The organism is Serratia sp. N21D137, assembly GCF_047530005.1.
GTDB classification, from domain to species: Bacteria; Pseudomonadota; Gammaproteobacteria; order Enterobacterales; family Enterobacteriaceae; genus Chania; species Chania fonticola_B.
The window spans coordinates 28720-52792 of sequence record NZ_JBLJAJ010000027.1; the positions used below are offsets into that span (position 1 = coordinate 28720).

Sequence of the window (24073 nt, forward strand, 5' to 3'; positions counted from 1 at the left end):
AAGAGCCTGAATGAGTACCGCACCTGTCCCAGCCAGCAAGTTACCCGACCTCGGCACCACCATCTTTACCCAGATGAGCGCTCTGGCGCAGCAGCATCAGGCGATTAACCTGTCGCAGGGCTTCCCGGATTTTGATGGCCCGGAGTATTTAAAACAGCGCCTGAGCTGGCACGTCAGCCAGGGGGCAAACCAATACGCACCGATGACGGGCGCAGCGCCGCTGCGTGAGGCCATTGCGGAAAAAACCGCTCAGCTCTACGGCTGGCAACCCGATGCCAATAGTGAAGTGACCGTCACTGCGGGTGCAACCGAAGCGTTGTTCGCTGCAATCAGCGCCCTGGTACGCTCCGGCGATGAAGTGATTTGCTTCGACCCAAGCTACGACAGCTATGCCCCGGCGGTACAGCTTTCCGGCGGCGTTCTGCAACGCATTGCCCTGCAACCGCCAGCCTTCAAGGTCGATTGGCAACGGTTTGCCGAACAGCTTTCACCGCGCACGCGGCTGGTGATCCTCAACACTCCGCAGAACCCCTCCGCCACGGCCTGGTCGGCAGAGGATATGCAGCAGCTATGGGCCGCCATCGCCGATCGTGAAATCTATATCCTCAGCGATGAGGTTTACGAACATATCTGTTTTGCCAAAGGGGGGCACGCCAGCGTGCTGGCCCATCCGCAACTGCGTCAGCGGGCGATCGCCGTTTCCTCGTTTGGCAAAACCTTCCATATGACCGGCTGGAAAGTGGGTTATTGCGTGGCCCCGGCAGCGTTAAGTGCCGAGGTGCGCAAGGTTCACCAGTATCTGACGTTCTCGATCAACACCCCTGCCCAGTTAGCCTTGGCCGATATGCTGCGCAATGAGCCAGAACACTGGCAGCAGCTACCCGCGTTCTACCGAGCCAAACGCGATCGTTTTGTGCAGGCGTTAGCTAACAGCAGGCTGGAAATTCTGCCCTGTGAAGGCACTTACTTCTTGCTGGCCGATTACAGCGCCATTTCCGATCTGGATGACGTCGCCTTCTGCCATTGGCTGACCGAGCACGCAGGCGTGGCGGCGATCCCGCTGTCCGTTTTCTGTGCAGATCCTTTCCCCCATAAACTGATCCGGCTGTGCTTCGCGAAGCAAGATGCTACGCTGGATGCCGCTGCGGAGCGCCTATGTCGACTCTAAAAATCACCCTGTTGCAGCAACCGCTGGTCTGGCGCCAAGGTGAGGCCAATCTGCGCCATTTCGATGCCTTGTTGCCCTCAATGACCGGCCGCGATCTGATTGTACTGCCGGAAATGTTTACTACCGGCTTTGCGATGGATGCCGGGGAAAGCGCATTGCCTGAACAACAGGTGATTGACTGGTTACACACTTGGGCGGTGAAAACCAACGCCTTGGTGGGTGGCAGCGTAGCGTTGAAAACGGCCGAAGGGGCGGTTAACCGTTTCCTGCTGGTGGAGCCCGGCGGCAAGGTGCATGGCTATGATAAACGCCATCTGTTCCGCATGGCTGGTGAACACCAACACTATCAGGCAGGGAAACAGCGCATCATTTTCGAATGGCGCGGCTGGCGTATCCTGCCGCAGATCTGCTATGACCTGCGCTTCCCGGTATGGTCACGCTATCAGCAAGATTACGATCTGGCCCTGTACGTGGCCAACTGGCCTGCGGCGCGCAGTATGCACTGGCAAACGCTGCTGGCAGCACGGGCGATTGAAAACCAGATTTACGTGGCCGGGTGCAACCGAGTGGGCGAGGACGGTAACGGCCTGAATTATAGCGGTGACAGCCTGATTATCAGCCCGCAAGGGGAACGGTTGGCCAGCGCAGAACCAGGCCAGGCGGCGAGGCTGGATGCCGAGCTTTCGCTGGAAACGCTACAAACCTACCGCAACGCGTTCCCTGCCTGGCGTGATGCGGATGGCTTCCAACTGCATGACTGAGTAGGGGATATCGCGGGCCAATTCGCCACGATTTGGCAATAAGCCTGAACTGCCTGCGCTACGTCGCAGGGGGTTACAGCCTCATCAGGATGATGGCTGATCCCCCCAGCACAACGGACAAACAGCATCCCCACCGGCCAACGGGCGGCGACAGCAATGGCATCATGCCCCGCACCGCTAGGCAACATCGGGCTGCTCCCTTGTACCTGCACTACCGCGTCATACCAACGCTGCTGCAACTGAGGGTCACAAGCGGTAGCCGGTATACGGTAGAACTCCTCGCTGTCGAAGCCGACTCCGCGACGCGCGCCAATGTTCTGCGCATGTGCCAGTAATTCGGCCAGCAACGCGTCTAGCGGCACATCCTGCGGGCCACGAACGTCGAGGGATAACCTGACCTGCCCAGGGATCACATTAACTGCTCCCGGAAAGCTTTCGATCTGACCGACCGTGGCAACCACATGCGGATCGTATTCCATGGTGTGCCGCTCAACCGTGACCATCCATTCAGCGGCGGCAGCCAGCGCATCCTGACGCTGCCCCATCGGCACGGTCCCTGCATGACCAGAATGTCCGGTAAAGGTACAGTTGAGGCGGCGCGCACCGTTAATCGCCGTGACCACTCCCAGAGCCTGACCGGCGGCCTCAAGACAAGGCCCTTGCTCAATATGCAGTTCGAGATAGGCACAGATCGAGTCTTGTGCACGCTCGGCAGAACCCACAGCCGCAGGATCAAGGCCCACCTCACGCATAGCCTCGGCCACGCTGATGCCCTCAGCATCGGTACATGCCAGCCAATCCTCTGCCCACTGACCGGTGATCCCTTTACTGCCGAGCAAGGTAATGCCAAAACGGGTGCCCTCCTCGTCGGCAAAACCGATCACCTCGATCGCCTGCGGCAAACGCCGATTACGGCTATGCAACAAGGCGACAACCTCGAGCGCGGTCAAAACCCCCAGCATGCCATCGTAGCGCCCCGCGTTGCGCACCGTATCCAGATGAGAGCCCAGCAGCAGCGCCGGTGCGGCCGGTTGCCGCCCTTCGTAACGTCCGCAGATATTGCCCACGCCGTCTTGCCAGACCTCCATCCCCAGCTCACGCATCCAATTCCCAACCAGCTGGTTGGCGCGTAAATGTTCTGGGGAGAGATAAACCCGCGTCAGTTGGCCTGGCGTGCTGCTGATGGCCGCCAATTCGTCGCAGCGAGCCATCACTCTGGCCGCGGCTCGTTCCGCTTCCAGAGGGGTCAGCAGCATTGCCATCAGTTCTGCTCGGCCTGGTAAATGTTCCATGCTGCCTGCATAGCTTCACCCTGCGGGCTAACAAAACCGAGACGGTGCAGTACCGCTTCCAGCGCGGCCAACGTTTGCAACACACAGTCTTTCCGCGCGTTATGCCCCATGGTGCCAATCCGCCAGATCTTGCCCTGCAACGGGCCAAACGAGGTGCCGATTTCGATGGCGAAGTCATTGAGCATCATCTGGCGTACCTGCTCGCCATGGATGCCCTGCGGGATCACCACGCCCAGCACGTTGTTCATCTTGTTAGCGATATCGCCAAAGACCTCCAGCCCCATTCCCTGGATCCCGGCCAACATCGCCGCGCCATTCAATTTATGGCGGGCAATAGCGTTATCTAGCCCTTCCTCCAGGATCACCCGTGCACATTCACGTGCAGCAAACAGCATGCTGGTGGCTTCCGTATGGTGATTCAGGCGCTCCGGCCCCCAATAATCCATGATCATGCCGAGATCGAAATAGTTGGAGTAGATCATCTCGTCGTCCCCGTCTGCATGATCGACGGTACGGATCCCTTCTTCAACGCACTTACGGCGGCGCACGATCTCTTCAAACTGCGGGCTAAGGGTGATTGGAGAACTGCCGGAAGGGCCACCGAGGCATTTTTGCAGCCCTGCTGACACCGCATCCAAACCCCAGGCATCGGTTTCCAACTCGTTACCGGCGAACGAGGCGGTAGCATCGGTATAGAACAGGACGCCGTGGCGGCGGCAGATATCCCCCAATTCTGCCAGCGGTTGCAGCATGGTGGTGGAGGTATCTCCTTGCACCGTCAGCAATAGGCGTGGCCGTACTTTTTTGATCGCATCCTCGATCCGATCGGCACTGAATACTTCACCCCAAGGCGCTTCGATGGTGTGTACTTCGGCACGGCAGCGGCGGGCGATTTCACACAGCAAATGGCCAAAACGGCCAAATACCGGCACCAGCACTTTATCGCCAGGCCGAATGGCAGAGACCAACATCGCCTCGATACCGGCACGCGAAGTCCCGTCTATCAGCATCGTCCAGCGGTTCTGCGTGCGGAACAGGGCGCGATACAGCTCCATCACCTGATTCATATAGCCGGTCATGGTCGGATCGTATTGGCCAATCAACTGGCTGGACATGGCACGCAGCACACGCGGATCGGCATTGATCGGCCCTGGGCCCATCAGTAGGCGGTGCGGTGGATTGATTTGATCGAATTGGTTGATAGCTAGCATGTTCATTCCTTGTCAACTTAATAACTTAGCCTGGAGATTGCTACGTCTGCGACCGGCCGGTTTTTTGTTATTGCTAGATTATCGCCAAGCGAGAAAGGATGAAACAAAAGATTCTTAAATTATTTATCTGCAACTAAAGAATCAACAGACGCAGCATGCAGCGCCCGTTTAGCCGCGTGAAAACCAACGCTTCAGCGCTGCTCCAACTCCTCCAGATCGCTGAACAGATTGGCGACCTGATGAATACGCTGCCGCCCTTGCGACAACCTGTCATGCAGCAACGCATTGCTCAGCAGGCTCGCCAGGCTCATGGCGCTGGAGTAACTGTCAAACGCCGAGACGCTATCGAGCGGCGTCATCAAATGCCAGCTAGCCAACGGGATCAGCGCCTGGGCCTGTGGTTCGCAGATCAATAACGTTGGCACCTGCTTGATCTGCAACTGTTGCAATATCTCTCGCGCCAGGCGTGGACGGCGGCGAAACGCGACTACCACCACCATATCCTGTGGCCCCAGATCCACCAGATCTTCGGCCAAGGTCTGGCCCGGCTGCGGTATTAACAAAACCTGCTCACGTACCTGCATCAGTTGCTGGCGCAAATGCATCGCGACGGGATAACTGTTGCGCATCCCCAACAGCAGCAGCCGCCGGGATTGCCCCATGGCCGCGATCACCGCGCCAAACTGTGCCGCATCAATCTGCTGCACCCAGTGCGTCAGATTGGCCATTTCCTGCTGGTAATGGCGAGCCAGCAAGGTATTGCCCTGCACCGCGTCACGGTTCTCGGTCAATGGCATACCGCTTTGGCGCAGGGTGCGCAGCTCGTCACGCATTGCGCGATAGCTGGCATAGCCCAGGCGTTTGAACAAACGGCTGACCGTGGCCTTGGACACCCCGCTCAGGCGCGCCAACTCGGTGCTGTTATAGCTAATCAGGTCGTCAAAGTGATCGAAGATAAAGTCGGCCACCCGCTGCTCTTGAGGGGCCAATTGCGGATATTCGCTGCGCAAGCGCTCATCAATCTGTTTCATTGCCATGTTCCGCTGTAACTTTTGTTTCAGCGGAACATAGCACAGCAGCCAAAGCGGCTGCCAGCGTTGAAATTTGGATAGTCATGCATGCTCAAAAACTAGACAATGGAGTATAAAAGAATTTATAGTAGCCAAAGGTATTACCTTTCACGACTGAGGACGACTTATGGCTACCGCGACGTCAATTAAAATCGATGAAGAACTTAAGCTACGTGTGCAGCAAATTGCCCTAGCACGCCAGCGTACAGCTCATTGGATTATGCGTGAAGCGATCCGGGAATATGTCGAGCGTGAAGAAAAACGCGAAGCGCTACGCAATGATGCATTGCGAGCATGGGAAACCTATCAAGCTGATGGTAAACATCTAACCCAGGAAGAAGCCGATAACTGGCTGGCTAATCTGGAAAAAGGCGATGATACGGAGATCCCGGAGTGTCACAATTAAAATGGTCACCAGCGGCATTAGCTGATGTGCAACGGCTATACCTTTTTTTGGCAGAAAAGGATAGCGACACGGCAAAGCGCGCTATCAGCAAGATCCGCCGTAGCGTAAAAATTCTGGCTCTACAACCACAGGTAGGTCGTCCGGTGGAGGAGATGCCTCACCAATACCGCGAATGGCCTATTGAATTTGGCAGCAGCGGCTACGTGGTACTGTATCACTTTGATGGCACAGTCGCCGTGCTCTTGGCGGTGCGCCATCAGCTTGAAGCGGATTACTAGCACCAGTACGCCATAAAGTTCACCGTGGAACGGTCCAGATCGCGTTCGCCAATCAGGTATCGTCGCAACGTTTTCACCACCGAAGACTCCGCAGCCACCCAGGCGTAAAAGGTCTTAGCCCCTTCGGCACGCTCCCACAGCAAATCCCCGCCGAGGCTGTTTTCAGCCAGAGACTGCGCTTCAGCCCGTGCCGAGGCAGGGATGTTAACTCGCTGACGCACCGCCTCCACCAGCAGCGTGCCATGCAGTTGCTGATGCCCAACGTCCCGTGGCAGCCAGTAAACCTCGGCAAACGGGAAGTGCGCCATATCGAGGCAGTCCCCCGCTACCGGCACTTCGAAGAAAGCCTGCACACGCGGCGGGTTAACCTGCTGCGCCAACTGCTCGAGGATACCCATCGCCGCCGGCAGTGCCGTTTCATCGGCGATCAGCAGCGCCTGCCGGGTTTGCGCCGGAGGGGCCCACTCATAGCCGCCGCTGTCCTCAGCAAAATCGGCATTCGGCGCTACAGCCTGCAGTTTATCTCCCGCAACGGCATGCGTTGCCCAGGCAGAGGCCGGGCCATTAATGCCATGGAGCACGAACTCCACGTCCATTTCATTCTCAGCAGCACGCAATGCCCGCAACGTGTAGGTACGCATCACGGGCCGTTGCTCCTTCGGTATCGCCATGTAGTTACGGTACCAATCGTCGCTATTCGCCAACGGCTGGATCGGCCCTTCCACTACCGGGAACAACAGCTTGATCCGCTGATCCGGGGCTTCCAACTTCATGCGCTGGACCTCTGGGCCGGTAAACACGCAGCGCAGCAGCGAGGGGGAAACGTTTTCCTTGTGCTTCAAGGTAAGATCAAAGATGCGATAGCTTGCGGACATATCACTCACTCTCCCGTGCAATGTCTGCCATTCGATGCTGGCACCATAGCCAGCTGCTAATGCCGCCCAACAGGACGGCGGCTACCAGTGCCGCCGCCACCAACTGCGACTCACCGTAAAATTTACTCACCACCGGCACCATCAGCGCGCTCGCGCCGTAGCCCAGCGTATGGCTGGTGGCGATCGCTCCCGCCCCTTTGCCGGTAGATAACTTATCGTTCAGCATCAGTTGATAGCCCGGCGTCGCCATCGCGGCCCCAAACGAAGCCAGCGCACAGCCAAGATAAAACAGCGCCAGCGGAGCGGTACACATCAGCCCCAAGCCAGCGATCATCAACCAAGCGGCAACCATCAGTAGCTGCGGCGGAGTAAGGCGCTGCGGTCGCACCACCAAAAACTGCGCCAACAACGTGCAACCTGCCGCCACGCTGAGCAATACCGCCACATGGTGGCTGACGGTCGTCGCCGAATGACTGAACAGCTGCTGCAAATGCGGAGCCAAGCCCAACTGCATCAGGCTGACACAGCCCGCCAGCAGCAACGCACACAATAAATAGGGCATCATCGTCAGCCGCAGGCGGTTTTGCTGATGTGCCACAGCAGGCAGCGGAGGATCGTTATGCTGGCGGCAGATCACCAACAGCGCGATCAACGGCGCAATCGCCATCAACCACAGCGGAGCCATCGGGTGCAAAGACAGCGCCAGGGCCGCACACAGCGGGCCAAGCAACCGGCCACAGCTCAGGCCGGAACTGATAGTGGCCAACGCCGCCATACGTTGTTCATACCCAGCGCGTTGCAGCGCCCAAGTCTGGCTGGCGGGCACCATGCCCGATACCGTCAGGCCGTAGATAATGCGCGCCACAATCAAGCCACCCAGCCCCGCCATTTCAGGCAGCCAGCCAGCAGCCAGCCCCCACACGGCCAAGGCCAATAACACAAAGCTGAGCAGGTAACCCGCCAGGGCCATAAGCACCACGTATTTACAGCCGCGAATTTCTGCCTGTCGCCCCCACCAGGGAGAGCCGACCAGAAATAACATCGATCCCAGCGTCAGCAAGCCAGCCCACACCGACAGCGAGAGCTGGGTCAGGCTGACCAACACGGGTAAGGCGACCAGCAAGCCATTTTGCCCAATGCCCAATAGCCCGGCACAAAACGCCAGCGGCCAGTTTGAAGGAGAATCATTACCAATTGCAACGATTTTTGAACCCGAAAATAAGCGCATTAAGTAAAATAACCGTTAAAAAAATGATGTTTTTATGTGTAATTAATCAAAAAATTGTATCATGCGGTGATTGATAATAATAAGAACTATTGATATAAGAATCATTCTCAATCGCTCCAGAGTGACAAGGGTCATGACCATCCAGTTAGCAAGCGCAGCAACCGATGTGGCAGCGCAATGTTTCCTCAACGCACTAATGCGTGAAACCCGGGACTGGCACATCGTTCCGGCAACCGATAGCCAACAACCTCAGCTACATCTCCCACTTTCGGATAGCCAGTTCATTCGCATTCCATTACGGCACATCTCGCCAACCCAACATCATCAATATCAGTTCCCCGCCAGCCTGAATGGCAACGGTGAAGCGCTGAGTTTTGAGCGGTTGGTTACGTTGTTGCTGGCCAAACCGGCGATAAAAGGCCATCTGGGTGAGGAGGTTTTGGCACGCTTTCGCCAGCGAGTGCTGGAAAGTCATGACAATACCCAACAGGCGATCGCCATCCGGCTGGACTGGCCAAAGCTACGTGACCAGCCGCTGAACTTTGCCTAGGCAGAACAGGGGTTATTAGCTGGCCATGCCTTCCACCCGGCTCCGAAATCCCATGAGCCCTTCGATCAGCAGCAGGCACAGCGCTATCTGCCAGATTTCGCAGGCAGCTTCCCCCTACGCTGGTTTGCGGTAGATAAACACCACCTGTGTGGTGACAGCCTGGATCTAACGTTACAGCAGCGCCTGCAGCGCTTTGCCGCAGAAAGCGCGCCGCAGTTGTTAGGCCATTTTACCGATGACGTCTGGCTGCTGCCGATGCATCCGTGGCAGGCCGATTATCTGCTGGCACAAAGCTGGTGCCGCGAGTTGGTCGAACAGCACAAGCTGAGCGATCTGGGTGAGGCCGGTGAGCGTTGGCTGCCAACCAGCTCTTCACGTTCGCTGTATCACGCGGGCAGCCGCGACATGATCAAGTTTTCCCTTAGCGTACGGTTAACCAACTCGGTGCGTACCCTGTCGGTCAAAGAAGTGAAGCGTGGCATGCGTCTGGCACGCCTGGCACAGACCTCCCGCTGGCAGGTGTTGCAAGCTCGTTACCCAACGATGCGTGTGATGCAGGAAGATGGCTGGGCCGGGTTACGTTCCGCAGACGGCACGATCCAGGAAGAGAGCCTGATGGCGCTGCGCGATAACCTGCTGTTCGGCCAGGCACAGAACCAGACCAACGTGTTGGTTACCCTGACACAGGCAGCGCCAGACGGTGGCGATAGCCTATTAGCTGCGGCAGTGCGCCGCCTGGCTGCCCGCCTGAACTTACCGTTGCAGCAGGCCGCCCATTGCTGGCTGGATGCTTACTGCCAGCAGGTGCTGCTACCGCTGTTCAGCGCCGAAGCCGACTACGGCCTGGTGTTGCTGGCCCATCAGCAAAACATTCTGGTGGAAATGCAGCAAGACTTGCCGGTGGGCATGCTGTACCGCGATTGTCAGGGCAGCGGCTTTACCCGCGATGCCACGCCTTGGTTGGATGAAATCGGCGAAGCCGAAGCGGAGAACCGCTTTAGCGAGCAGCAGCTGTTGCGCTACTTCCCTTACTACCTGCTGGTGAATTCTACGTTGGCCGTGACCGCCGCAATGGCGGCAGCAGGATTCGACAGTGAAGAGAGCCTGATGAGACGAGTACGGGATGCGTTAACCACGCTGCGTAACACGGCGAAAAATACCCGCTGCCTGGACTATGTGCTCGACAGCCAACATTGGAACTGCAAGGGCAACTTCTTCTGCTATCTGCACGATCACAATGAGAACACCATTGTCGATCCGGCGGTGATCTACTTTGATTTCACCAATCCGCTGCGCGTGGAGGCCGCCCAATGATGCCCGTTGCCAAGATTGTTCACGCCACCAGCGGATTCCGCTGCGAACTGCTGGGGAAAAACCTGTCCCTTAGCCTGGGATTGGACGGCAGCGCTGCGTTGCATTATCCAGGCTCACTACCGGCAGGCTGGTTGATCCAGGCATTGGATCAGTTGCTGATCGCGGCTCCACAGCTGAGCGGCATTGCCCTGCCCTATGCCGAATGGCGCGAGGAACCACAGGCTCTGGCACTGTTCGCCCAGGCCTGCGGTGATTACCTGGCCCGTGAAACCTTCTATCAGTTGCCGCTGTGGCTGATCGCTGAACGCCAAACCGCTGGCGGCCAGATGCAATACGACGCCGAGCGCGAGCTGTGGTTCCCGCAGCGCCCTGCCAGACCCAGCGGTGAGGTTTATCGCCGCTACGATCCACAAATCAAACGCAGCTTGAGTTTCCGTTTGCCAGAGGTGGAGCGCGACGCCGAGCAGTTCACCCGTTGGATGAACTCCCCCCGCGTTGACGCCTTCTGGGAAATGAGCGGTCCGCTCGAGGTTCAGGCCGCCTATTTACAGCGCCAGCTAGATTCCAGCTATTGCTACCCGCTGCTGGGCTGCTTTGACGACCAGCCGTTTGGCTATTTCGAAGTTTACTGGGCACCCGAAGATCGCATTGGCCGCCACTATCGCTGGCAGCCGTTCGATCGCGGCCTGCACATGCTGGTCGGTGAAGAGGACTGGCGTGGCGCGCAGTACATCCGCAGCTGGCTACGTGGCCTGACCCACTATTTATACCTGGATGAACCCCGCACCACTCGCGTCGTGGCCGAGCCACGCGCAGACAATCAGCGGCTGTTCCGCCATCTGCCCACCGCTGGCTACCACACGCTGAAAGAGTTTGATTTCCCGCACAAACGTTCACGGCTGATCGTGAACCAGCGTGATGACTTCTTCCGCGAGGGACAGCTATGAGCCGCCACGATTACGCCGATTGGCAACGCGTTAACCTGCAAATGACCGCAAAAATCCTGGCGGAACTGGAGTACGAGCGCACCTTGCAGGCCGAGGAACACGGCGGCCAATGGCAAATAGCCCTCGGTGACGCGACTTACAGCTTTAACGCCAAACGCGGGATCTGGGGTTGGTTGCACATCGACACCAACAGCCTGAGCTGCGATCGCCTGCCGCTGGCCGCCGATCAAACGCTGCGGCAACTGGCGCAGGTGCTGAAGATGGGCGACGCGCAGATCGCCGAACATTTGGAAGATTTGTATGCCACGCTACGCGGTGACATGCAGTTACTCACCGCTCGCCACGGGATGAGCGCCAACGATCTGATTGCGCTGGATGCCGACGCGCTGCAATGCCTGCTGGCAGGCCACCCGAAGTTCGTCTTCAACAAGGGGCGCCGTGGCTGGGGGCTGACGGCGCTGCAACAATATGCGCCAGAATATCAGGGCCAGTTCCAGCTGCACTGGGTGGCCGCCAAACGCAGCAGCTTTGTCTGGTGCATTGACGAGGACTTCCCGCTAGAAAACTTGCTCAACAGCGCGATGGACAGCGGGGAACGCCAACGCTTTGACCGCCGTTGGCACGACCTGAAGTTGGACAACGACTGGCTGCCGGTGCCGCTGCACCCATGGCAATGGCAGCAAAAAATTGCGCTGCATTTCCTGCCACAACTGGCCAGCGGTGAACTGGTTGAGCTGGGCGAGTTTGGCGATCGCTATCTGGCTCAGCAGTCCCTGCGCACTTTGACCAATACCAGCCGCCGGGTGCCCTTCGATATCAAGCTGCCGCTGACCATTTACAACACCTCCTGCTATCGCGGCATTCCGGGCAAGTACATCAGCGCCGGGCCTGCGGCTTCACGCTGGTTACAGCAGATTTTCGCCGGTGACAGCACCTTGCAGGCCAGCGGCGCCCAGATCCTGGGTGAACCGGCGGCCGGCTATCTGGCCCACCCAACCTACGGGGCGCTGCCCAAGGCCCCGTACCGTTATCAGGAAATGCTCGGGGTGATCTGGCGTGAAAATCCGTCCTGTTATCTGCAACCGGGCGAACAGGCGATCCTGATGGCAACGCTGATGGAAACCGACAATCAGGGTGAACCACTGATCGCCGCCTACATCGCCCGTTCTGGCCTGAGCGCAGAGGCGTGGCTAGCGCAGATGTTCCAGGCGGTAGTGCTGCCGATGTACCACCTGATGTGCTGCTACGGGGTGGCGCTGATCGCCCACGGCCAGAACATCACATTAGTGATGAAAGACCATGTGCCGCAACGCGTGCTGCTAAAAGATTTCCAGGGCGATATGCGCCTGGTAGATCAGGACTTCCCACAGGCCTCTTCACTGCCGCAGGTGGTAAAAGACGTCACGGTGCGCCTGCCTGCCGACTATCTGATCCATGACCTGCAAACCGGGCACTTCGTCACCGTGCTGCGTTTCATTTCGCCGCTGATGAGCGGCTGCGGCATAAGCGAACCGCGTTTCTATCAAGTGCTGGCACAGGTGCTGGAGCGCTATATGGCGCAGCATCCGCAGCTGGCCGACCGCTTTGCCCTGTTCGACCTTTTCAAACCACAGATTATTCGCGTGGTACTCAACCCGGTGAAACTCACCTATTCAGAGCAGGATGGCGGCAGCCGCATGTTGCCGAACTATCTGCAAGATCTGGATAACCCTCTTTATTTGGTCTCCAAGGAGTTTGCCCAATGAATCAGCCTCTGGATTTCATCGGCATCGGCGTCGGCCCATTCAATCTGAGCATTGCCGCACTTGGCAGTGAGGTTACCGGCTTTAACAGCAAGTTTTTCGAACGCAAACCGCACTTCTCCTGGCACCCGGGCATGATGGTGCCGGACTGCCATATGCAGACCAGTTTCCTCAAGGATCTGGTCAGCGCGGTTTCGCCGACTAACCCGTACAGCTTTCTCAACTACCTGGTGAAAAGGAAGAAGTTCTACCGTTTCCTGACCACCGAGCAGCGCACGGTCTCCCGCGAAGAGTTCGCCGACTATCTCGATTGGGCGGCTAACGGGCTGGAGACGCTCGAGTTCAGCCAAGATATCCGCAGCGTGGATTTTGACGACCAGCAACGCCAATTTGTTGTCACCACCCAGCGTGATGTCTACCGGGCTCGCCATATCTGCTTGGGGATAGGCAAACGCCCCAAGCTGCCGGACTGCGTCAGCGAGCAGAACGATCGCTGCTTCCATGCCAGCGAAATGAGCCTGCGTAACCCGGATCTTACCGGCAAACGCGTCACCGTTATCGGCGGCGGCCAAAGCGGTGCCGATCTGTTTTTGAATATTTTCCGCGCCGAGTGGGGCCAGCCCAAGCAGTTGAACTGGATCTCGCGCCGCAACAATTACAACGCGCTGGATGAGGCCGCCTTCGCCAATGAATACTTCACGCCAGAATATGTAGAAAGCTTCTACACCCTGAGCGACAGCGCCAAACAGCGCATGCTGACCGAGCAGAAAATGACGTCGGACGGCATCACCAGCGGATCGCTGCTGGCGATTTACCGGGCGATGTATCACCGCTTTGAAGTGTTACGTGAAAAGCCTTGGGCCCACCTGCTGCCTAGCCGTTCATTGGCCGCGATGCACGCATCCGGCAATGGCTATCAGCTGGTCACCCATCACCATCTCGATCAGGGCAAGGAAACCTTCGACTGCGACGTGGTGATCTTCGCCACCGGTTATCAGCAAGACCGCCCGGCGTTTCTCGCACCGCTAGCCAATCGCCTGTTGACCACGGCGAACGATGAGTATCGCATCACGCCGGATTTCACCCTGGAATGGCAGGGTCCGAGCGAAAACTGTCTGTTTGCCGTCAACGCCGGCATGCACAGTCATGGCATTGCCGAACCCCAGCTCAGCCTGATGGCCTGGCGTTCGGCCCGTATTCTCAACCGGGCATTAGGACGCGACCAGTTCGACTTAACGTCCACCCCGGCTGTGATCCAATGGCGTAGCCAGCAGGCAGCGGTCACCGCCCAAACTGCACACGACGCCATCTTTAACTTTAACTAACCATGGAAACGTTTGAACAACAATGAAACGCAGACACCTCTGGGTACTAAACCCTTGCCTGTTGGCCATGCTCGCACCAACAGCCTGGGCAGAAGAACAAAAAAATGATGACCAACTGGTGGTTTCCGCCAGCCGCTCTCACCGCAGCGTAGCGGAAATGGCCCAGACCACCTGGGTGATCGAAGGCCAGGAAATTGAGCAGCAGGTGCAGGGCGGTAAAGAGATCAAGGATGTGCTATCGCAGCTGATCCCGGGCATGGACGTCAGCAGCCAGGGCCGTACCAACTACGGCATGAACCTGCGTGGCCGCTCGATGATGGTGATGATCGACGGCGTGCGCCTGAACTCATCGCGCAGCGACAGCCGCCAGCTAGATTCAATCGATCCGTTCAACATCGCCCATATTGAGGTGATTTCCGGGGCTACCTCGCTGTACGGCGGCGGCAGCACCGGTGGCCTGGTCAACATTGTGACCAAGAAGGGCCAGGAAGAAAAACAGGTTGAGCTGCAGCTTGGCGGTAAAACCGGCTTTAACAGCAGCAGCGATCACGATGAAAACGTGGCGGCAGCGGTCAGCGGCGGCACCGATAAGGCTTTCGGGCGCCTGTCGGTTTCCTATCAGCGTTACGGCGGCTGGTATGACGGCAAAGGCGACGAGGTGCTGATCGACAACACCCAAACCGGCCTGCAATATTCCGATCGTATTGACCTGATGGGCACCGGCACCATCAACATCGACGATCACCAGCAGTTGCAGCTGACCACGCAATATTTCAACAGTGAGTCAGACGGTAAGCACGGCCTGTATCTGGGGCAAAACTTCTCGGCGGTGACCGGCAAGGGGCAAGCCTACAACAGCGGCAATCTGGATTCGGATCGCATTCCAGGCACCGAGCGCCATCTGATCAACCTGCAATACTCCAACACCGATTTCTGGGGCCAGGATCTGGTGGCGCAGGTGTATTATCGTGATGAATCGCTGACCTTCTATCCGTTCCCGACCCTGAGTGGCGGCAAGGTAACCAGCATCGGCGCTTCGCAACAGAAAACCGACTTCTACGGCGGCAAGCTGACCCTGAACAGCAAACCGATCGATAGCCTGACGCTGACCTACGGCTTTGATGCCGACCATGAAAGCTTCAATGCCAACCAGCAGTTCTTCAATCTGGTGCAGGCCCAGCAGTCTGGCGGTATGACGCTGCAAAATGCCTACAACGTCGGCCGCTATCCGAGCTATACCACTACCAATCTGGCACCGTTCATGCAGGCCAGCTACGACATCGATCCGATGTTTACCCTGAGCGGCGGCGTGCGCTACCAGTACACCGAAAACAAGGTGGATGATTTTGTTGGCTACGCACAGCAACAAGGGATCGCCAACGGCCTGGCGACCTCTGCCGATGCCGTGCCGGGCGGTAAAACCGACTACAATAACGCGCTGTTCAACGCCGGTTTGCTGGCCCATCTGACAGAACGCCAGCAGACCTGGTTCAACTTCTCACAAGGGTTTGAGATCCCGGATCTGGCCAAGTATTACGGCTCCGGCACCTATAAGCTGGTGAATGGCCACTATCAGCTGCAAAAAAGTGTCAACGTCAATGACTCCAAGCTGGACGGCATCAAGGTTGACTCCTACGAGCTGGGCTGGCGCTACAATGGCGACAATCTGCGTACCCAGATTGCGGCCTACTATTCCCTGTCAGACAAGACCATCACCATCAACAAAACCGACATGACCATCAACATGAACGCTGACAAACGTCGGATTTATGGCATGGAAGGCGCGGTGGACTACTTCTTCGACGACAGCGAATGGAGCACCGGTGCCACCTTCAACCTGATCAAGTCCGAAACCAAGACCGATGGCAAATGGGAGAAGTTGACCGTCGACACCGCCAGCCCGTCGAAAGCAACCGCCTACGTCAACTGGGCACCGGGTGACTGGACGGTGCGCGTGCAGTCGCAGCAGACCTTCGACGTTTCCGACAGCCAGGGCCGCAAGCTCGACGGCTATAACACCATTGACGTCCTCAGCAGCTATGCCCTGCCGGTCGGCAAGGTCAGCTTCAGCGTAGAGAACCTGTTGGACAAAGACTACACCACCGTGTGGGGCCAACGTGCGCCAATCCTGTATAGCCCAACCTACGGCGCGCCGGAGTTGTACAGCTATAAAGGCCGTGGCCGTACCTTTGGTTTGAACTACTCAGTGCTGTTCTAAGACCTCTCCGATATCACCAGGCCGAATTCCTCTATTCGGCCTGCTTCTCATCCGTACAAAGGCTGCAAGCCCCTTCAATACTAAAATCATAAATAAAAAAACATAGATATGTTCAACTTCTATACACACCTGTTATTATTGCGATTTATCCTACTTGCGAATGGCAAGAATAAAATATAAGATAAAAAGTCATTAGGATTCCTCCGAATACAAGATCCGTCAGTTTCGCAGACTATTTCAACTTGACTTCACTCCGCGGCTTTTAAAAGAAAAAACAAAAACAATAGGCAACAATGCCACCAAAACAGCATATTATGCTTATGCATTAAATTCCCTACAGTAATAACATTAAACATCAAAAAACAACCAATAAACAGACAAAAACAAACGAAAATATCAAAAAACATCCAATAAAAAGATTTAAATTCTTTTTATTTCGGTTATTTTTTTATTCTTATGAATTGACATTAAGTCTTCAGGCAATAATATATAAAGCCAATGTGTGGAAATGACAGTTCCAATTAACGAAGTCAGAGCCAGACAGTTTTAGCAGCGGATGCGGCGGAGTTGATAATGGATGATACGATTCAAATTAAATATGTAGCAACCCCTATCACCAAGACGGGTGAGAGTGGGTTATTGCTTTTTGGTTACATCATCAATGATGAGTATCAGGTAGATATCAAATCGGGTTCCGTAATCAAACTCTATAACACGATAGAGTACCACCAGCATGGTGACGACCGATTTACCAACTATCTAAAACTGCGTGAAACAATGCTGCGCTTACTGATATATCTATTGGCACACGCCAACTGTGGCTATGTTTCCAACCAGGAGTTACTGGTACAGGTTTGGGAGAATTATAACCTCTCCTCCTCAACCACCAGATTGACCCAAGTTATTTCCGAGCTTAAGGCGAGGTTAAGTAAAATTGGTATCGCCGATGACTTTATTAAAAGCTCGCGAGGAAAAGGATATACCTTACGTGGGGCATCTGTAACTCCGCTGTATATAAAAAATATGATTTGATTGTTTATCACCGCCAAAAAAGGGAACAGTATTTTCACTGCCATAGTGAAATGACGGCTCTGTTGTTACTCCATGTAACGTTCAGAGTATTTTAAGGATAATTAACAAGGATCATATGCAATGAAAAAAACCACATTAGTAGTGGCTCTCTCACTGGCTATCGGCGGCTTTGCCGCAGTTCCGGCTTCTGCCGCCATCACCGTAGCGGGTGGTAATATCAATTTCACCGGTGAAGTCACTGACGCAACCTGCCTGATCAACGACCAGACGCCAAATGGTGCTGTCGATCTGAACGTGCCTTTGGAAACGGTCAGTGCCAGTGAATTAAGCTTTGCCGGTGCCACAGCCAAGCCTGCGCCGTTTACCATCAGACTGGGTGGCCCTTCTGATTTAAACTGCACCGACGGCAAGATTGCTTCAGTGTATTTTGAGCCAACCAGCCCGGCTATCGATAATGCGACTGGTTGGTTGAAAAACACTTCAGCAACCGATCCTGCAACCAATGTTCAGATACAAATCCTGAACGGCGAAACCAACAGCCCGATCAACCTGGTATCCGGCAATAATAACCATGCGCCGAAAACCATCGTCAATCAAACTGCCGAATATACCTACTTTGGCCAGTATGTTGCTGTGGGTGGCGCGGCAGGCCCAGGCCAAGTTGCCTCTACGGTTAAATACAGCATCGTTTATCAATAAAACCTGATTGAATAGGTTATGGCTCTGTTACCACAGGGCCATATTTGCCACGTCTATACTGACGAGATTGTTATGCGCTTGATTAAAAAATATTGGCTACTGCTATCGCTGTTAAGCGGATTTTTTTCCTCCTCCTTGCATGCCGGTATCGTCATATCTGGTACGCGCGTGATCTACCCAAGTGATGCCAAAGAAGTCACCCTGAAGCTGGAAAATAAAAGCCGTTTTCCGCTATTGGTTCAATCCTGGATAGATGCAGGCGATGCGAATTCAGCCCCTGAGGACAGCGATGTTCCTTTTATAATCATGCCACCGGTTTCACGAGTTGAGCCCGCCAAGACGCAAACCTTACGTATTACCTCAACGCCGTTGGTAAGCCACGCCACCGACCGCGAGACGCTATATTGGATCAACGTACTTGAAGTCCCTCCCCAGTCGAAAGGGGATCAGAATTACCTCTCCATCGCCTATCGCAACCGCCTGAAGGTATTTTACCGCCCTTCCACGTTGCCAGGGCTGTCACTGGAAACCATGGATAAGGTGAGTTGGCAACGGCAAGGGGAAAAATTGCTCGCTAAAAACCCCACGCCATACCATATCAGCTATGCCTCCGTGCAATTATCTGGCTATGGCATCGCCTCGGTAGCCGGCACTGATGGCGGCATGATCGCCCCCTTCTCTGAGCAAACCTTTCAACTAAAACGCGATAACAAGGTTATTGCGGCGCCACCAAATAGCGTAATCACCAAGGCGATTAATGACTATGGGGCTTTTATTGAAAAAACATACCCGTTAGGCCGCTGACATCACCCTTTTTCAGAAGTATTGGCTTATCTGAGTCATCAAGGATGCTATGACTAGGTGTAAACCGACAATAAAAACCGTGCTGAAGTGGTTTCTTTCATGTGCCATGGTTTCAGCCACTTCCAGCTATGCGGCAGACACGCCGGAAGAAGTGACATTCGACCCCAGTTTTTTCCCTGGCGGTAAGGTCGGAACATTCGATCCGGCCCAATTCAGCCGCAGTAACGTCGTTGTTCCTGGTATCTACACCGTGGCGATCGAGCTTAATGGCCAGCGGATCGGCAATGAAAAAATCCAGTTTAAGGCCCAGCCGGGCAATAACCTGCAAACCCTTCCCTGCTATCCGGGCAGTTTCTTCTCGTTGCTCAATTTGAGCGCAGAGAAACTGTTGGCTCAGATCCCTGCCGTGCAATTGGCGCCACTAGTGCAAGAGGGCTATTGCGGTTCACTCAGTGAACTCCTGCCCGGGGCCACCGTTAGCTTTGATATCGGCGAGCAAAAGCTGACGCTGACGATACCGCAGTTGCTACTCAACAGGACTCCGCGTGGCTATGTCAATCCCGAGCTGTGGGAGGATGGCCTAACCACCTTGATAGTGAACTACAACGCCAACGTTTATCAGTCAAGACAGCGGGAAAACAGCAACACCTACGGCTATCTCGGGCTGCGTAACGGTCTGAACGTCGGCCCTTGGCGCGTGCGAAATAACGGCAGCGTCAATTGGTCATCGGGAAAGAGTGGCGGGGATTACAAAAGCACATCTTCCTATATCAGCCGCGATGTTACCGCGCTGCAATCTCAATTGATCCTGGGTGACGCCTTTACCAGTGGCGAACTGTTTGACGGCGTACGTTTCCGCGGGGTCAGACTTTATTCTGATGACCGCATGCTACCTGACGCTCTACGTGGCTACGCCCCCGTAGTACGTGGCATAGCCAATACCAACGCCAGAGTGATCATTACTCAGAATGGTTACACGCTCTATACCACTACGGTATCTCCAGGGCCTTTCGAGATCAACGATCTCTACCCCACCAGCTATGGTGGGGAATTGACCGTACAAGTAGAAGAGGCCAATGGCCAAGTGAGATCCTTCACGGTTCCCTATGCTTCAGTGACTCAAATGTTGCGGCCAGGGATAAGCCGCTACGAAGTGGCTGCAGGTAAAGTGAATAGTGATGGGTTGGCAAACAAGCCTGAATTTGGCAGCCTGACCTACCAGTTGGGCCTGAGTAATTTCATTACCGGCTACACCGGCGCCACCGCCAGCAAAGGGTACCTCTCGGCCTTATTGGGTGGCGCTATGAACACGTTTATCGGCGCACTCTCATTCGATGTCACCCAGGCGAAAACCCGGTTGCCCGGCCAGCACCCACGTTCAGGGCAAAGCTATCGTATCGGCTTCAGCCAGATGTATCCAGAAACACAAACCAGCTTCTCAGTGGCCGCTTATCGTTACTCAACCGACGGTTTCCTGAGCTTGAATGACGCTGTGCAGCTGCGCGATCTGGCCCTGCGTAATGGAAATGTCGATGCCTATGGACGTCAACGCAGCCTGTTTACGCTTTCGGTCAACCAGCAACTGGGAGAAGGCTGGGGAAGCCTATATGCCACCGGCAATCATACCTCTTACTGGAACCAGAGTCGTTCGCAACAGAGCCTACAGCTAGGCTATAGCAATTTCTGGCACAATCTCAGCTATACCCTCTCGGTCAACCGAACGCTAAGCGGGCAACTCACAGGAAATACAGAAGAGAGAACGCCGGATCGGCGGGAAACCCAATACGCGTTGACGCTCTCGTTACCGCTAGGCTCGAACCTCCATGCGCCAACGCTCAATGCTACCGGCACTACCGACGATAAGGGGAACACTGGCCTGATTGGCCTGTCAGGCAATATGGGTGAACAGAATCAGTTTAACTATGTCGTCAGCACCAGCCGTAATACCGAAGGCAATAGCAACTTTTTCAACGGTGGCATTGGCTACCGCTCATCCCTTGCCCATATGGGCGCAAACTATAGCTATGGGCAGGGAAACCGGCAGGTTTCAGCAAGCATGGATGGTGCCCTGGTGGCCCACCGTGGCGGTATCACTTTAGGGCAATCACTTGGCGAAACAGGCGGTCTGGTGCGGGCGCCTGGTGCTGAAGGCGCTCTCGTTACCAGCGCTCCGGGCGTTCAGATCGACCGTTTTGGCTATGCCATCGTCCCTTACCTGCGGCCCTATTATCTCAATCAGGTCGATATCGATCCCAAGGGCAGTTCACAGGACGTAGAGTTGCTGTCTACCCGCAATACCACGGCCCCCCGCGCCGGTGCCGTGGTCCTGCTTGATTATGAAACCAAACGCGGCAAGGTGACCTACATCAGAGCCAAGCGACCGGACGGTAGCCCACTGCCCTTCGCTGCCAACGTCTATGATGCGCAGAACAACGCCGTGGGGGTTGTCGGCCAGGCCAGCCTGGTGGTGGCTCGCGATCTCGACCTGAAAGGCGTGTTGCAAGTGAGATGGGGGGATAGTCAGGCAGAGCATTGCAGCATCCACTATTCGCTGCAGCCAAGCACCGCTGAAGACAGCAGACAGTTGATCCAAGGAGTCTGCCAATGACAAACGGCCCACACGAATTGAGAAACAACATGAAAAGAATATTCGCCTCAGCAATAGCGATATCACTGATGCTCTGCGGCGGCCTGTATGCGCAGAATGCGCTCGCAGCAAGTGCGGGTTGTGATTGGGATAGTTCCTCTGCTGTCAAAGCTCCCCTTGATACCCGGTTGACCATCGGCGGCTATGTTACCGTGGGGGAGGATCTTCCCATCGGCAGTGTCATCTATTCTCAACGTATCCAGACCAATGGCAGCGGTGCCAGTCTGCTGTGCCGCGCAGGGGTTTATGACCTGGTTAACACCGTCATCAGTGCCCCCCATGGCCAATCCAGTTACCGTGACGCGACGTTTCCCACCGTGTTCAATACCAATATTTCTGGCGTCGGGGTAGCCCTGTGGCAAGGTACCCCCGATGGTAACAACGGCGCCCATCTACAGCTCCCTGGTAGGCTTACTGCCTTCTTTTCACCCAGCAGCGACAGCGTTTTCAACTTTACCGGTCAGGACGATGCCGCAGTCAGTTTTAATATTGCAATGATTAAAATCGCCGCCAACATCGGCAGCGGGACTATTAGCAGTAGCGATCTCCCCAGGTTCAAAACCTCATTCGACGGCAATGGTGAGAGCTTTGTCTATCAACAAGCGAGGATAGTGGGCAACCTGACGGCAATCCCGGCAACCTGCAACGTTGGCAACAATTATTACCTGCCGCTCGGGGAGCACTATCCTGATGAGTTCAACGGTATCGGCAGCACGGCAGGCAGCGCCGAGACTCAGATTGTGCTATCGGGTTGCCCCGCTTTCTATGGTTCAACCTCTTACGGCGTGTTCAAGCCCAATGTTATCAGCCTCAAGCTGACGCCGCGCAACGGATTTATTGATGCCGAACGCGGGATCTCGAAACTGAACACCACCGCCGGTGACGCAGCCTCAGGGGTAGGTGTCCAACTGAGCTTGAGGCAGGAAAATGGCAACTACCAATGGGCCAAATTCAACCAGAGCATCAATCTGGCAAATTACATTACCTTCCTTGAGGACCGCGGCAGCGATTACAGCCTGGGCGTCAAGGCGACTTATGTTCAAACCTCAACCCCCATCCGGGCGGGCAGGGCTGATGCCCAAATAGAGTTTATGATCACTTACCAATAACCGGGAGTGGAGAATGAAGATAACGAATACGCAGAGAATACTGTCTCTGCTGGTGCTGATTTGCTGCGGCAACTGCGTTGAAGCCGCCTCTACTGGCATACTGAACGTTACTGGCTCCATCAAGCTCGCGACCTGTTATTTTGACAGCGTCGAGGGGCAAGAACACAAGGACTACGACTGGATGATGCCGCAGGTCTCGGCGGGGAGCCTACGCGCAGCCGGTATGACTTATGGCCGTTCGCTAGGCAGTATCCATATCGGCGGGGTGCATTGTACCAATGGCTACACGCCCTATATTACGCTGGGAAATGGGCCGACGGTCAGTTCGGATACCGGCAATCTGGTCAATACGCTGAACGGCGAGGCCGAAAACGTCGAAATCAGGCTACTGATGAATGACAAGCCGCTGGATTTACGCACTGCCCCACGCGTTGGCTGTGCCGTTATTACCGATAACCGCAGCCAATGTGATATCGGCTATGAGTATTATGCAACCGGGCGCGCAACCCCCGGAAAAGTGAAGAGTGGGGTACTGTTTAATATCAGCTATGACTGATTTCTTCAGTGCACCAAGCAAATTGATGCCTGCGCTTGTCTGTTAGCAGGCATCCCCCCGTCTACGGCATATTTCGTCCAGAGTAAATCTCCTGCATCTCTTTACACAACAGCTTGCTGATCTCCAGTTGTCGGGCCTCGCTGAGGGTGTGCAACCTGGTACTGAACAGGTAATCATGCAAATCGAACACTTTTAGCAACATCTTGGTATGGAAGATATTTTCCTGATAAACGTTCACATCCACCAGCTGGTATAGCGACTTTATCTCTGGCGCAATGAAGTTTTGGATCGAATTGATCTCATGATCGATGTAATGTTTCACCCCATACACATCCCGGGTAAAACCTCTGACCCGGTAATCGATCGTCACAATATCTGACTCCAACTGCTGGATCAGGTAGTTGAGGGCTTTCAGCGGCGAAATCACCCCACAGGTCGAGACGTCGATATCGGCACGAAAGGTGCAAACCCCACACCCAGGGTGACTTTCCGGGTAGGTATGAACACAGATATGGCTTTTGTCCAAATGCGCCACGACGGACTCTGGCTGGGGAAGCTTGACGCCATTTGGCTTGACCGGCTCCTCACTGGCGAGAATAGTCACGCTGGCACCTTGCGGCTCATAGTCCTGGCGGGCAACGCTCAGCACGTTGGCCCCAATCAGCGAACAGGTTTCCACCAGGATCTCGGTCAGACGGCTGGCATTATATTGCTCGTCTATATAAGCGATATAGCCGTCGCGCTCGGCTACCGTCTCGGCGTAACAAATATCGTAGATACAAAAACTCAGACTCTTGGTCAGATTATTGAATCCATGCAGCTTGAGCCTTGGCAATTGACT

The 24073-nt window shown here is 55.4% G+C and carries 20 protein-coding genes and 1 pseudogene; 15 read left to right on the plus strand and 6 right to left on the minus strand.

Annotated elements, in window-relative coordinates; all coding sequences use genetic code 11:
* Nucleotides 1–10: 10 nt before the first annotated feature.
* Nucleotides 11–1168 carry a pyridoxal phosphate-dependent aminotransferase gene (locus ACMV5H_RS19110; protein ID WP_115158561.1) on the plus strand — a complete coding sequence of 386 codons (1158 nt, stop codon included), beginning with the start codon at nt 11–13 and terminating at the stop codon, nt 1166–1168.
* Nucleotides 1156–1929 carry an amidohydrolase gene (locus ACMV5H_RS19115; RefSeq protein ID WP_115158560.1) on the plus strand — a complete coding sequence of 258 codons (774 nt, stop codon included), beginning with the start codon at nt 1156–1158 and terminating at the stop codon, nt 1927–1929. The genes ACMV5H_RS19110 and ACMV5H_RS19115 overlap by 13 nt, the downstream gene beginning before the upstream one ends.
* Here the strand turns inward: ACMV5H_RS19115 and hpxK are convergent.
* From hpxK to ACMV5H_RS19130, 3 genes are all read right to left on the minus strand, one after another.
* Nucleotides 1872–3191 (minus strand): allantoate amidohydrolase, encoded by a 1320-nt coding sequence (gene hpxK / locus ACMV5H_RS19120; protein ID WP_115158559.1) that lies wholly within the window; start codon nt 3189–3191, stop codon nt 1872–1874. The two genes, ACMV5H_RS19115 and hpxK, sit on opposite strands and share 58 nt — an antisense overlap.
* On the minus strand, nt 3191–4432 hold the full coding sequence (locus ACMV5H_RS19125; protein ID WP_414822293.1) for a pyridoxal-phosphate-dependent aminotransferase family protein: 1242 nt from the start codon (nt 4430–4432) through the stop codon (nt 3191–3193). The genes hpxK and ACMV5H_RS19125 overlap by 1 nt, the downstream gene beginning before the upstream one ends.
* A 191-nt stretch (nt 4433–4623) precedes the next feature.
* Nucleotides 4624–5463 (minus strand): MurR/RpiR family transcriptional regulator, encoded by an 840-nt coding sequence (locus ACMV5H_RS19130; protein WP_021181942.1) that lies wholly within the window; start codon nt 5461–5463, stop codon nt 4624–4626.
* A gap of 166 nt (nt 5464–5629) precedes the next feature.
* Between ACMV5H_RS19130 and ACMV5H_RS19135 the strand changes: the two genes are divergently transcribed.
* Entirely contained in the window at nt 5630–5908 is a 279-nt protein-coding gene (locus ACMV5H_RS19135) for a CopG family ribbon-helix-helix protein (protein ID WP_021181943.1), read from the plus strand.
* Nucleotides 5896–6186 carry a type II toxin-antitoxin system RelE/ParE family toxin gene (locus ACMV5H_RS19140; RefSeq protein WP_115158557.1) on the plus strand — a complete coding sequence of 97 codons (291 nt, stop codon included), beginning with the start codon at nt 5896–5898 and terminating at the stop codon, nt 6184–6186. Before ACMV5H_RS19135 ends, ACMV5H_RS19140 begins: the two co-directional genes overlap by 13 nt.
* On the opposite strand, the gene ACMV5H_RS19145 is transcribed toward ACMV5H_RS19140, so the two are convergent.
* Together ACMV5H_RS19145 and ACMV5H_RS19150 are read right to left on the minus strand one after the other, a co-directional pair.
* Nucleotides 6183–7061, minus strand: coding sequence for a siderophore-interacting protein (locus ACMV5H_RS19145; protein WP_115158556.1), 879 nt, complete (start codon nt 7059–7061; stop codon nt 6183–6185). The genes ACMV5H_RS19140 and ACMV5H_RS19145 overlap by 4 nt on opposite strands.
* 1 nt (nt 7062) lies before the next feature.
* Entirely contained in the window at nt 7063–8289 is a 1227-nt protein-coding gene (locus ACMV5H_RS19150) for an MFS transporter (RefSeq protein ID WP_115158555.1), read from the minus strand.
* A 133-nt stretch (nt 8290–8422) separates the two neighbouring features.
* On the opposite strand from ACMV5H_RS19150, the pseudogene ACMV5H_RS19155 reads away from it, so the two are divergent.
* The 11 genes and pseudogenes from ACMV5H_RS19155 (at nt 8423) to ACMV5H_RS19205 (ending at nt 23232) form a co-directional block, all read left to right on the plus strand.
* Nucleotides 8423–10153 (plus strand): annotated as a pseudogene (locus tag ACMV5H_RS19155) (IucA/IucC family protein).
* On the plus strand, nt 10150–11100 hold the full coding sequence (locus ACMV5H_RS19160) for a GNAT family N-acetyltransferase (RefSeq protein ID WP_179253331.1): 951 nt from the start codon (nt 10150–10152) through the stop codon (nt 11098–11100). The pseudogene ACMV5H_RS19155 and the gene ACMV5H_RS19160 overlap by 4 nt, the downstream one beginning before the upstream one ends.
* Nucleotides 11097–12845 (plus strand): IucA/IucC family protein, encoded by a 1749-nt coding sequence (gene iucC / locus ACMV5H_RS19165; RefSeq protein ID WP_115158552.1) that lies wholly within the window; start codon nt 11097–11099, stop codon nt 12843–12845. Before ACMV5H_RS19160 ends, iucC begins: the two co-directional genes overlap by 4 nt.
* The gene (locus tag ACMV5H_RS19170) at nt 12842–14167 is read left to right on the plus strand and encodes a lysine N(6)-hydroxylase/L-ornithine N(5)-oxygenase family protein (protein ID WP_209523802.1); all 1326 of its coding nucleotides are present in this window, start codon (nt 12842–12844) and stop codon (nt 14165–14167) included. The genes iucC and ACMV5H_RS19170 overlap by 4 nt, the downstream gene beginning before the upstream one ends.
* 22 nt (nt 14168–14189) lie before the next feature.
* The gene (locus ACMV5H_RS19175) at nt 14190–16385 is read left to right on the plus strand and encodes a TonB-dependent siderophore receptor (protein WP_115158550.1); all 2196 of its coding nucleotides are present in this window, start codon (nt 14190–14192) and stop codon (nt 16383–16385) included.
* A gap of 573 nt (nt 16386–16958) precedes the next feature.
* The gene (locus ACMV5H_RS19180; protein WP_115158549.1) at nt 16959–17417 is read left to right on the plus strand and encodes a winged helix-turn-helix domain-containing protein; all 459 of its coding nucleotides are present in this window, start codon (nt 16959–16961) and stop codon (nt 17415–17417) included.
* Nucleotides 17418–17537: 120 nt separating this feature from the next.
* Entirely contained in the window at nt 17538–18116 is a 579-nt protein-coding gene (locus ACMV5H_RS19185; protein WP_115158548.1) for a fimbrial protein, read from the plus strand.
* Between the two features lie 18 nt (nt 18117–18134).
* Nucleotides 18135–18920, plus strand: coding sequence for a molecular chaperone (locus tag ACMV5H_RS19190; RefSeq protein ID WP_094983012.1), 786 nt, complete (start codon nt 18135–18137; stop codon nt 18918–18920).
* 49 nt (nt 18921–18969) lie between these two features.
* Nucleotides 18970–21528, plus strand: coding sequence for a fimbria/pilus outer membrane usher protein (locus ACMV5H_RS19195; RefSeq protein ID WP_115158547.1), 2559 nt, complete (start codon nt 18970–18972; stop codon nt 21526–21528).
* Between the two features lie 29 nt (nt 21529–21557).
* Nucleotides 21558–22676, plus strand: a complete 1119-nt coding sequence (locus ACMV5H_RS19200) for a fimbrial protein (RefSeq protein ID WP_414822294.1) — start codon at nt 21558–21560, stop codon at nt 22674–22676.
* A gap of 13 nt (nt 22677–22689) precedes the next feature.
* Nucleotides 22690–23232, plus strand: a complete 543-nt coding sequence (locus ACMV5H_RS19205; RefSeq protein WP_115158545.1) for a fimbrial protein — start codon at nt 22690–22692, stop codon at nt 23230–23232.
* A gap of 61 nt (nt 23233–23293) precedes the next feature.
* Here ACMV5H_RS19205 and speD read toward each other — a convergent pair whose 3' ends face one another.
* Nucleotides 23294–24067: an adenosylmethionine decarboxylase gene (gene speD / locus ACMV5H_RS19210; protein ID WP_414822295.1), complete on the minus strand. Its 774-nt coding sequence runs from the start codon at nt 24065–24067 to the stop codon at nt 23294–23296.
* Nucleotides 24068–24073 lie beyond the last annotated feature (6 nt).

Excerpts from the sequence above, each read along its gene's own strand:
- ACMV5H_RS19110 (WP_115158561.1), top strand. The coding sequence starts at position 11 with ATGAGTACCGCACCTGTCCCAGCCAGCAAGTTACCCGACCTCGGCACC.
- ACMV5H_RS19115 (WP_115158560.1), top strand. The coding sequence starts at position 1,156 with ATGTCGACTCTAAAAATCACCCTGTTGCAGCAACCGCTGGTCTGGCGC.
- hpxK (WP_115158559.1), bottom strand. The coding sequence starts at position 3,191 with ATGGCAATGCTGCTGACCCCTCTGGAAGCGGAACGAGCCGCGGCCAGA.
- ACMV5H_RS19125 (WP_414822293.1), bottom strand. The coding sequence starts at position 4,432 with ATGCTAGCTATCAACCAATTCGATCAAATCAATCCACCGCACCGCCTA.
- ACMV5H_RS19130 (WP_021181942.1), bottom strand. The coding sequence starts at position 5,463 with ATGAAACAGATTGATGAGCGCTTGCGCAGCGAATATCCGCAATTGGCC.
- ACMV5H_RS19135 (WP_021181943.1), top strand. The coding sequence starts at position 5,630 with ATGGCTACCGCGACGTCAATTAAAATCGATGAAGAACTTAAGCTACGT.
- ACMV5H_RS19145 (WP_115158556.1), bottom strand. The coding sequence starts at position 7,061 with ATGTCCGCAAGCTATCGCATCTTTGATCTTACCTTGAAGCACAAGGAA.
- ACMV5H_RS19150 (WP_115158555.1), bottom strand. The coding sequence starts at position 8,289 with ATGCGCTTATTTTCGGGTTCAAAAATCGTTGCAATTGGTAATGATTCT.
- ACMV5H_RS19160 (WP_179253331.1), top strand. The coding sequence starts at position 10,150 with ATGATGCCCGTTGCCAAGATTGTTCACGCCACCAGCGGATTCCGCTGC.
- iucC (WP_115158552.1), top strand. The coding sequence starts at position 11,097 with ATGAGCCGCCACGATTACGCCGATTGGCAACGCGTTAACCTGCAAATG.
- ACMV5H_RS19170 (WP_209523802.1), top strand. The coding sequence starts at position 12,842 with ATGAATCAGCCTCTGGATTTCATCGGCATCGGCGTCGGCCCATTCAAT.
- ACMV5H_RS19175 (WP_115158550.1), top strand. The coding sequence starts at position 14,190 with ATGAAACGCAGACACCTCTGGGTACTAAACCCTTGCCTGTTGGCCATG.
- ACMV5H_RS19180 (WP_115158549.1), top strand. The coding sequence starts at position 16,959 with ATGGATGATACGATTCAAATTAAATATGTAGCAACCCCTATCACCAAG.
- ACMV5H_RS19185 (WP_115158548.1), top strand. The coding sequence starts at position 17,538 with ATGAAAAAAACCACATTAGTAGTGGCTCTCTCACTGGCTATCGGCGGC.
- ACMV5H_RS19190 (WP_094983012.1), top strand. The coding sequence starts at position 18,135 with ATGGCTCTGTTACCACAGGGCCATATTTGCCACGTCTATACTGACGAG.
- ACMV5H_RS19195 (WP_115158547.1), top strand. The coding sequence starts at position 18,970 with ATGACTAGGTGTAAACCGACAATAAAAACCGTGCTGAAGTGGTTTCTT.
- ACMV5H_RS19200 (WP_414822294.1), top strand. The coding sequence starts at position 21,558 with ATGAAAAGAATATTCGCCTCAGCAATAGCGATATCACTGATGCTCTGC.
- ACMV5H_RS19205 (WP_115158545.1), top strand. The coding sequence starts at position 22,690 with ATGAAGATAACGAATACGCAGAGAATACTGTCTCTGCTGGTGCTGATT.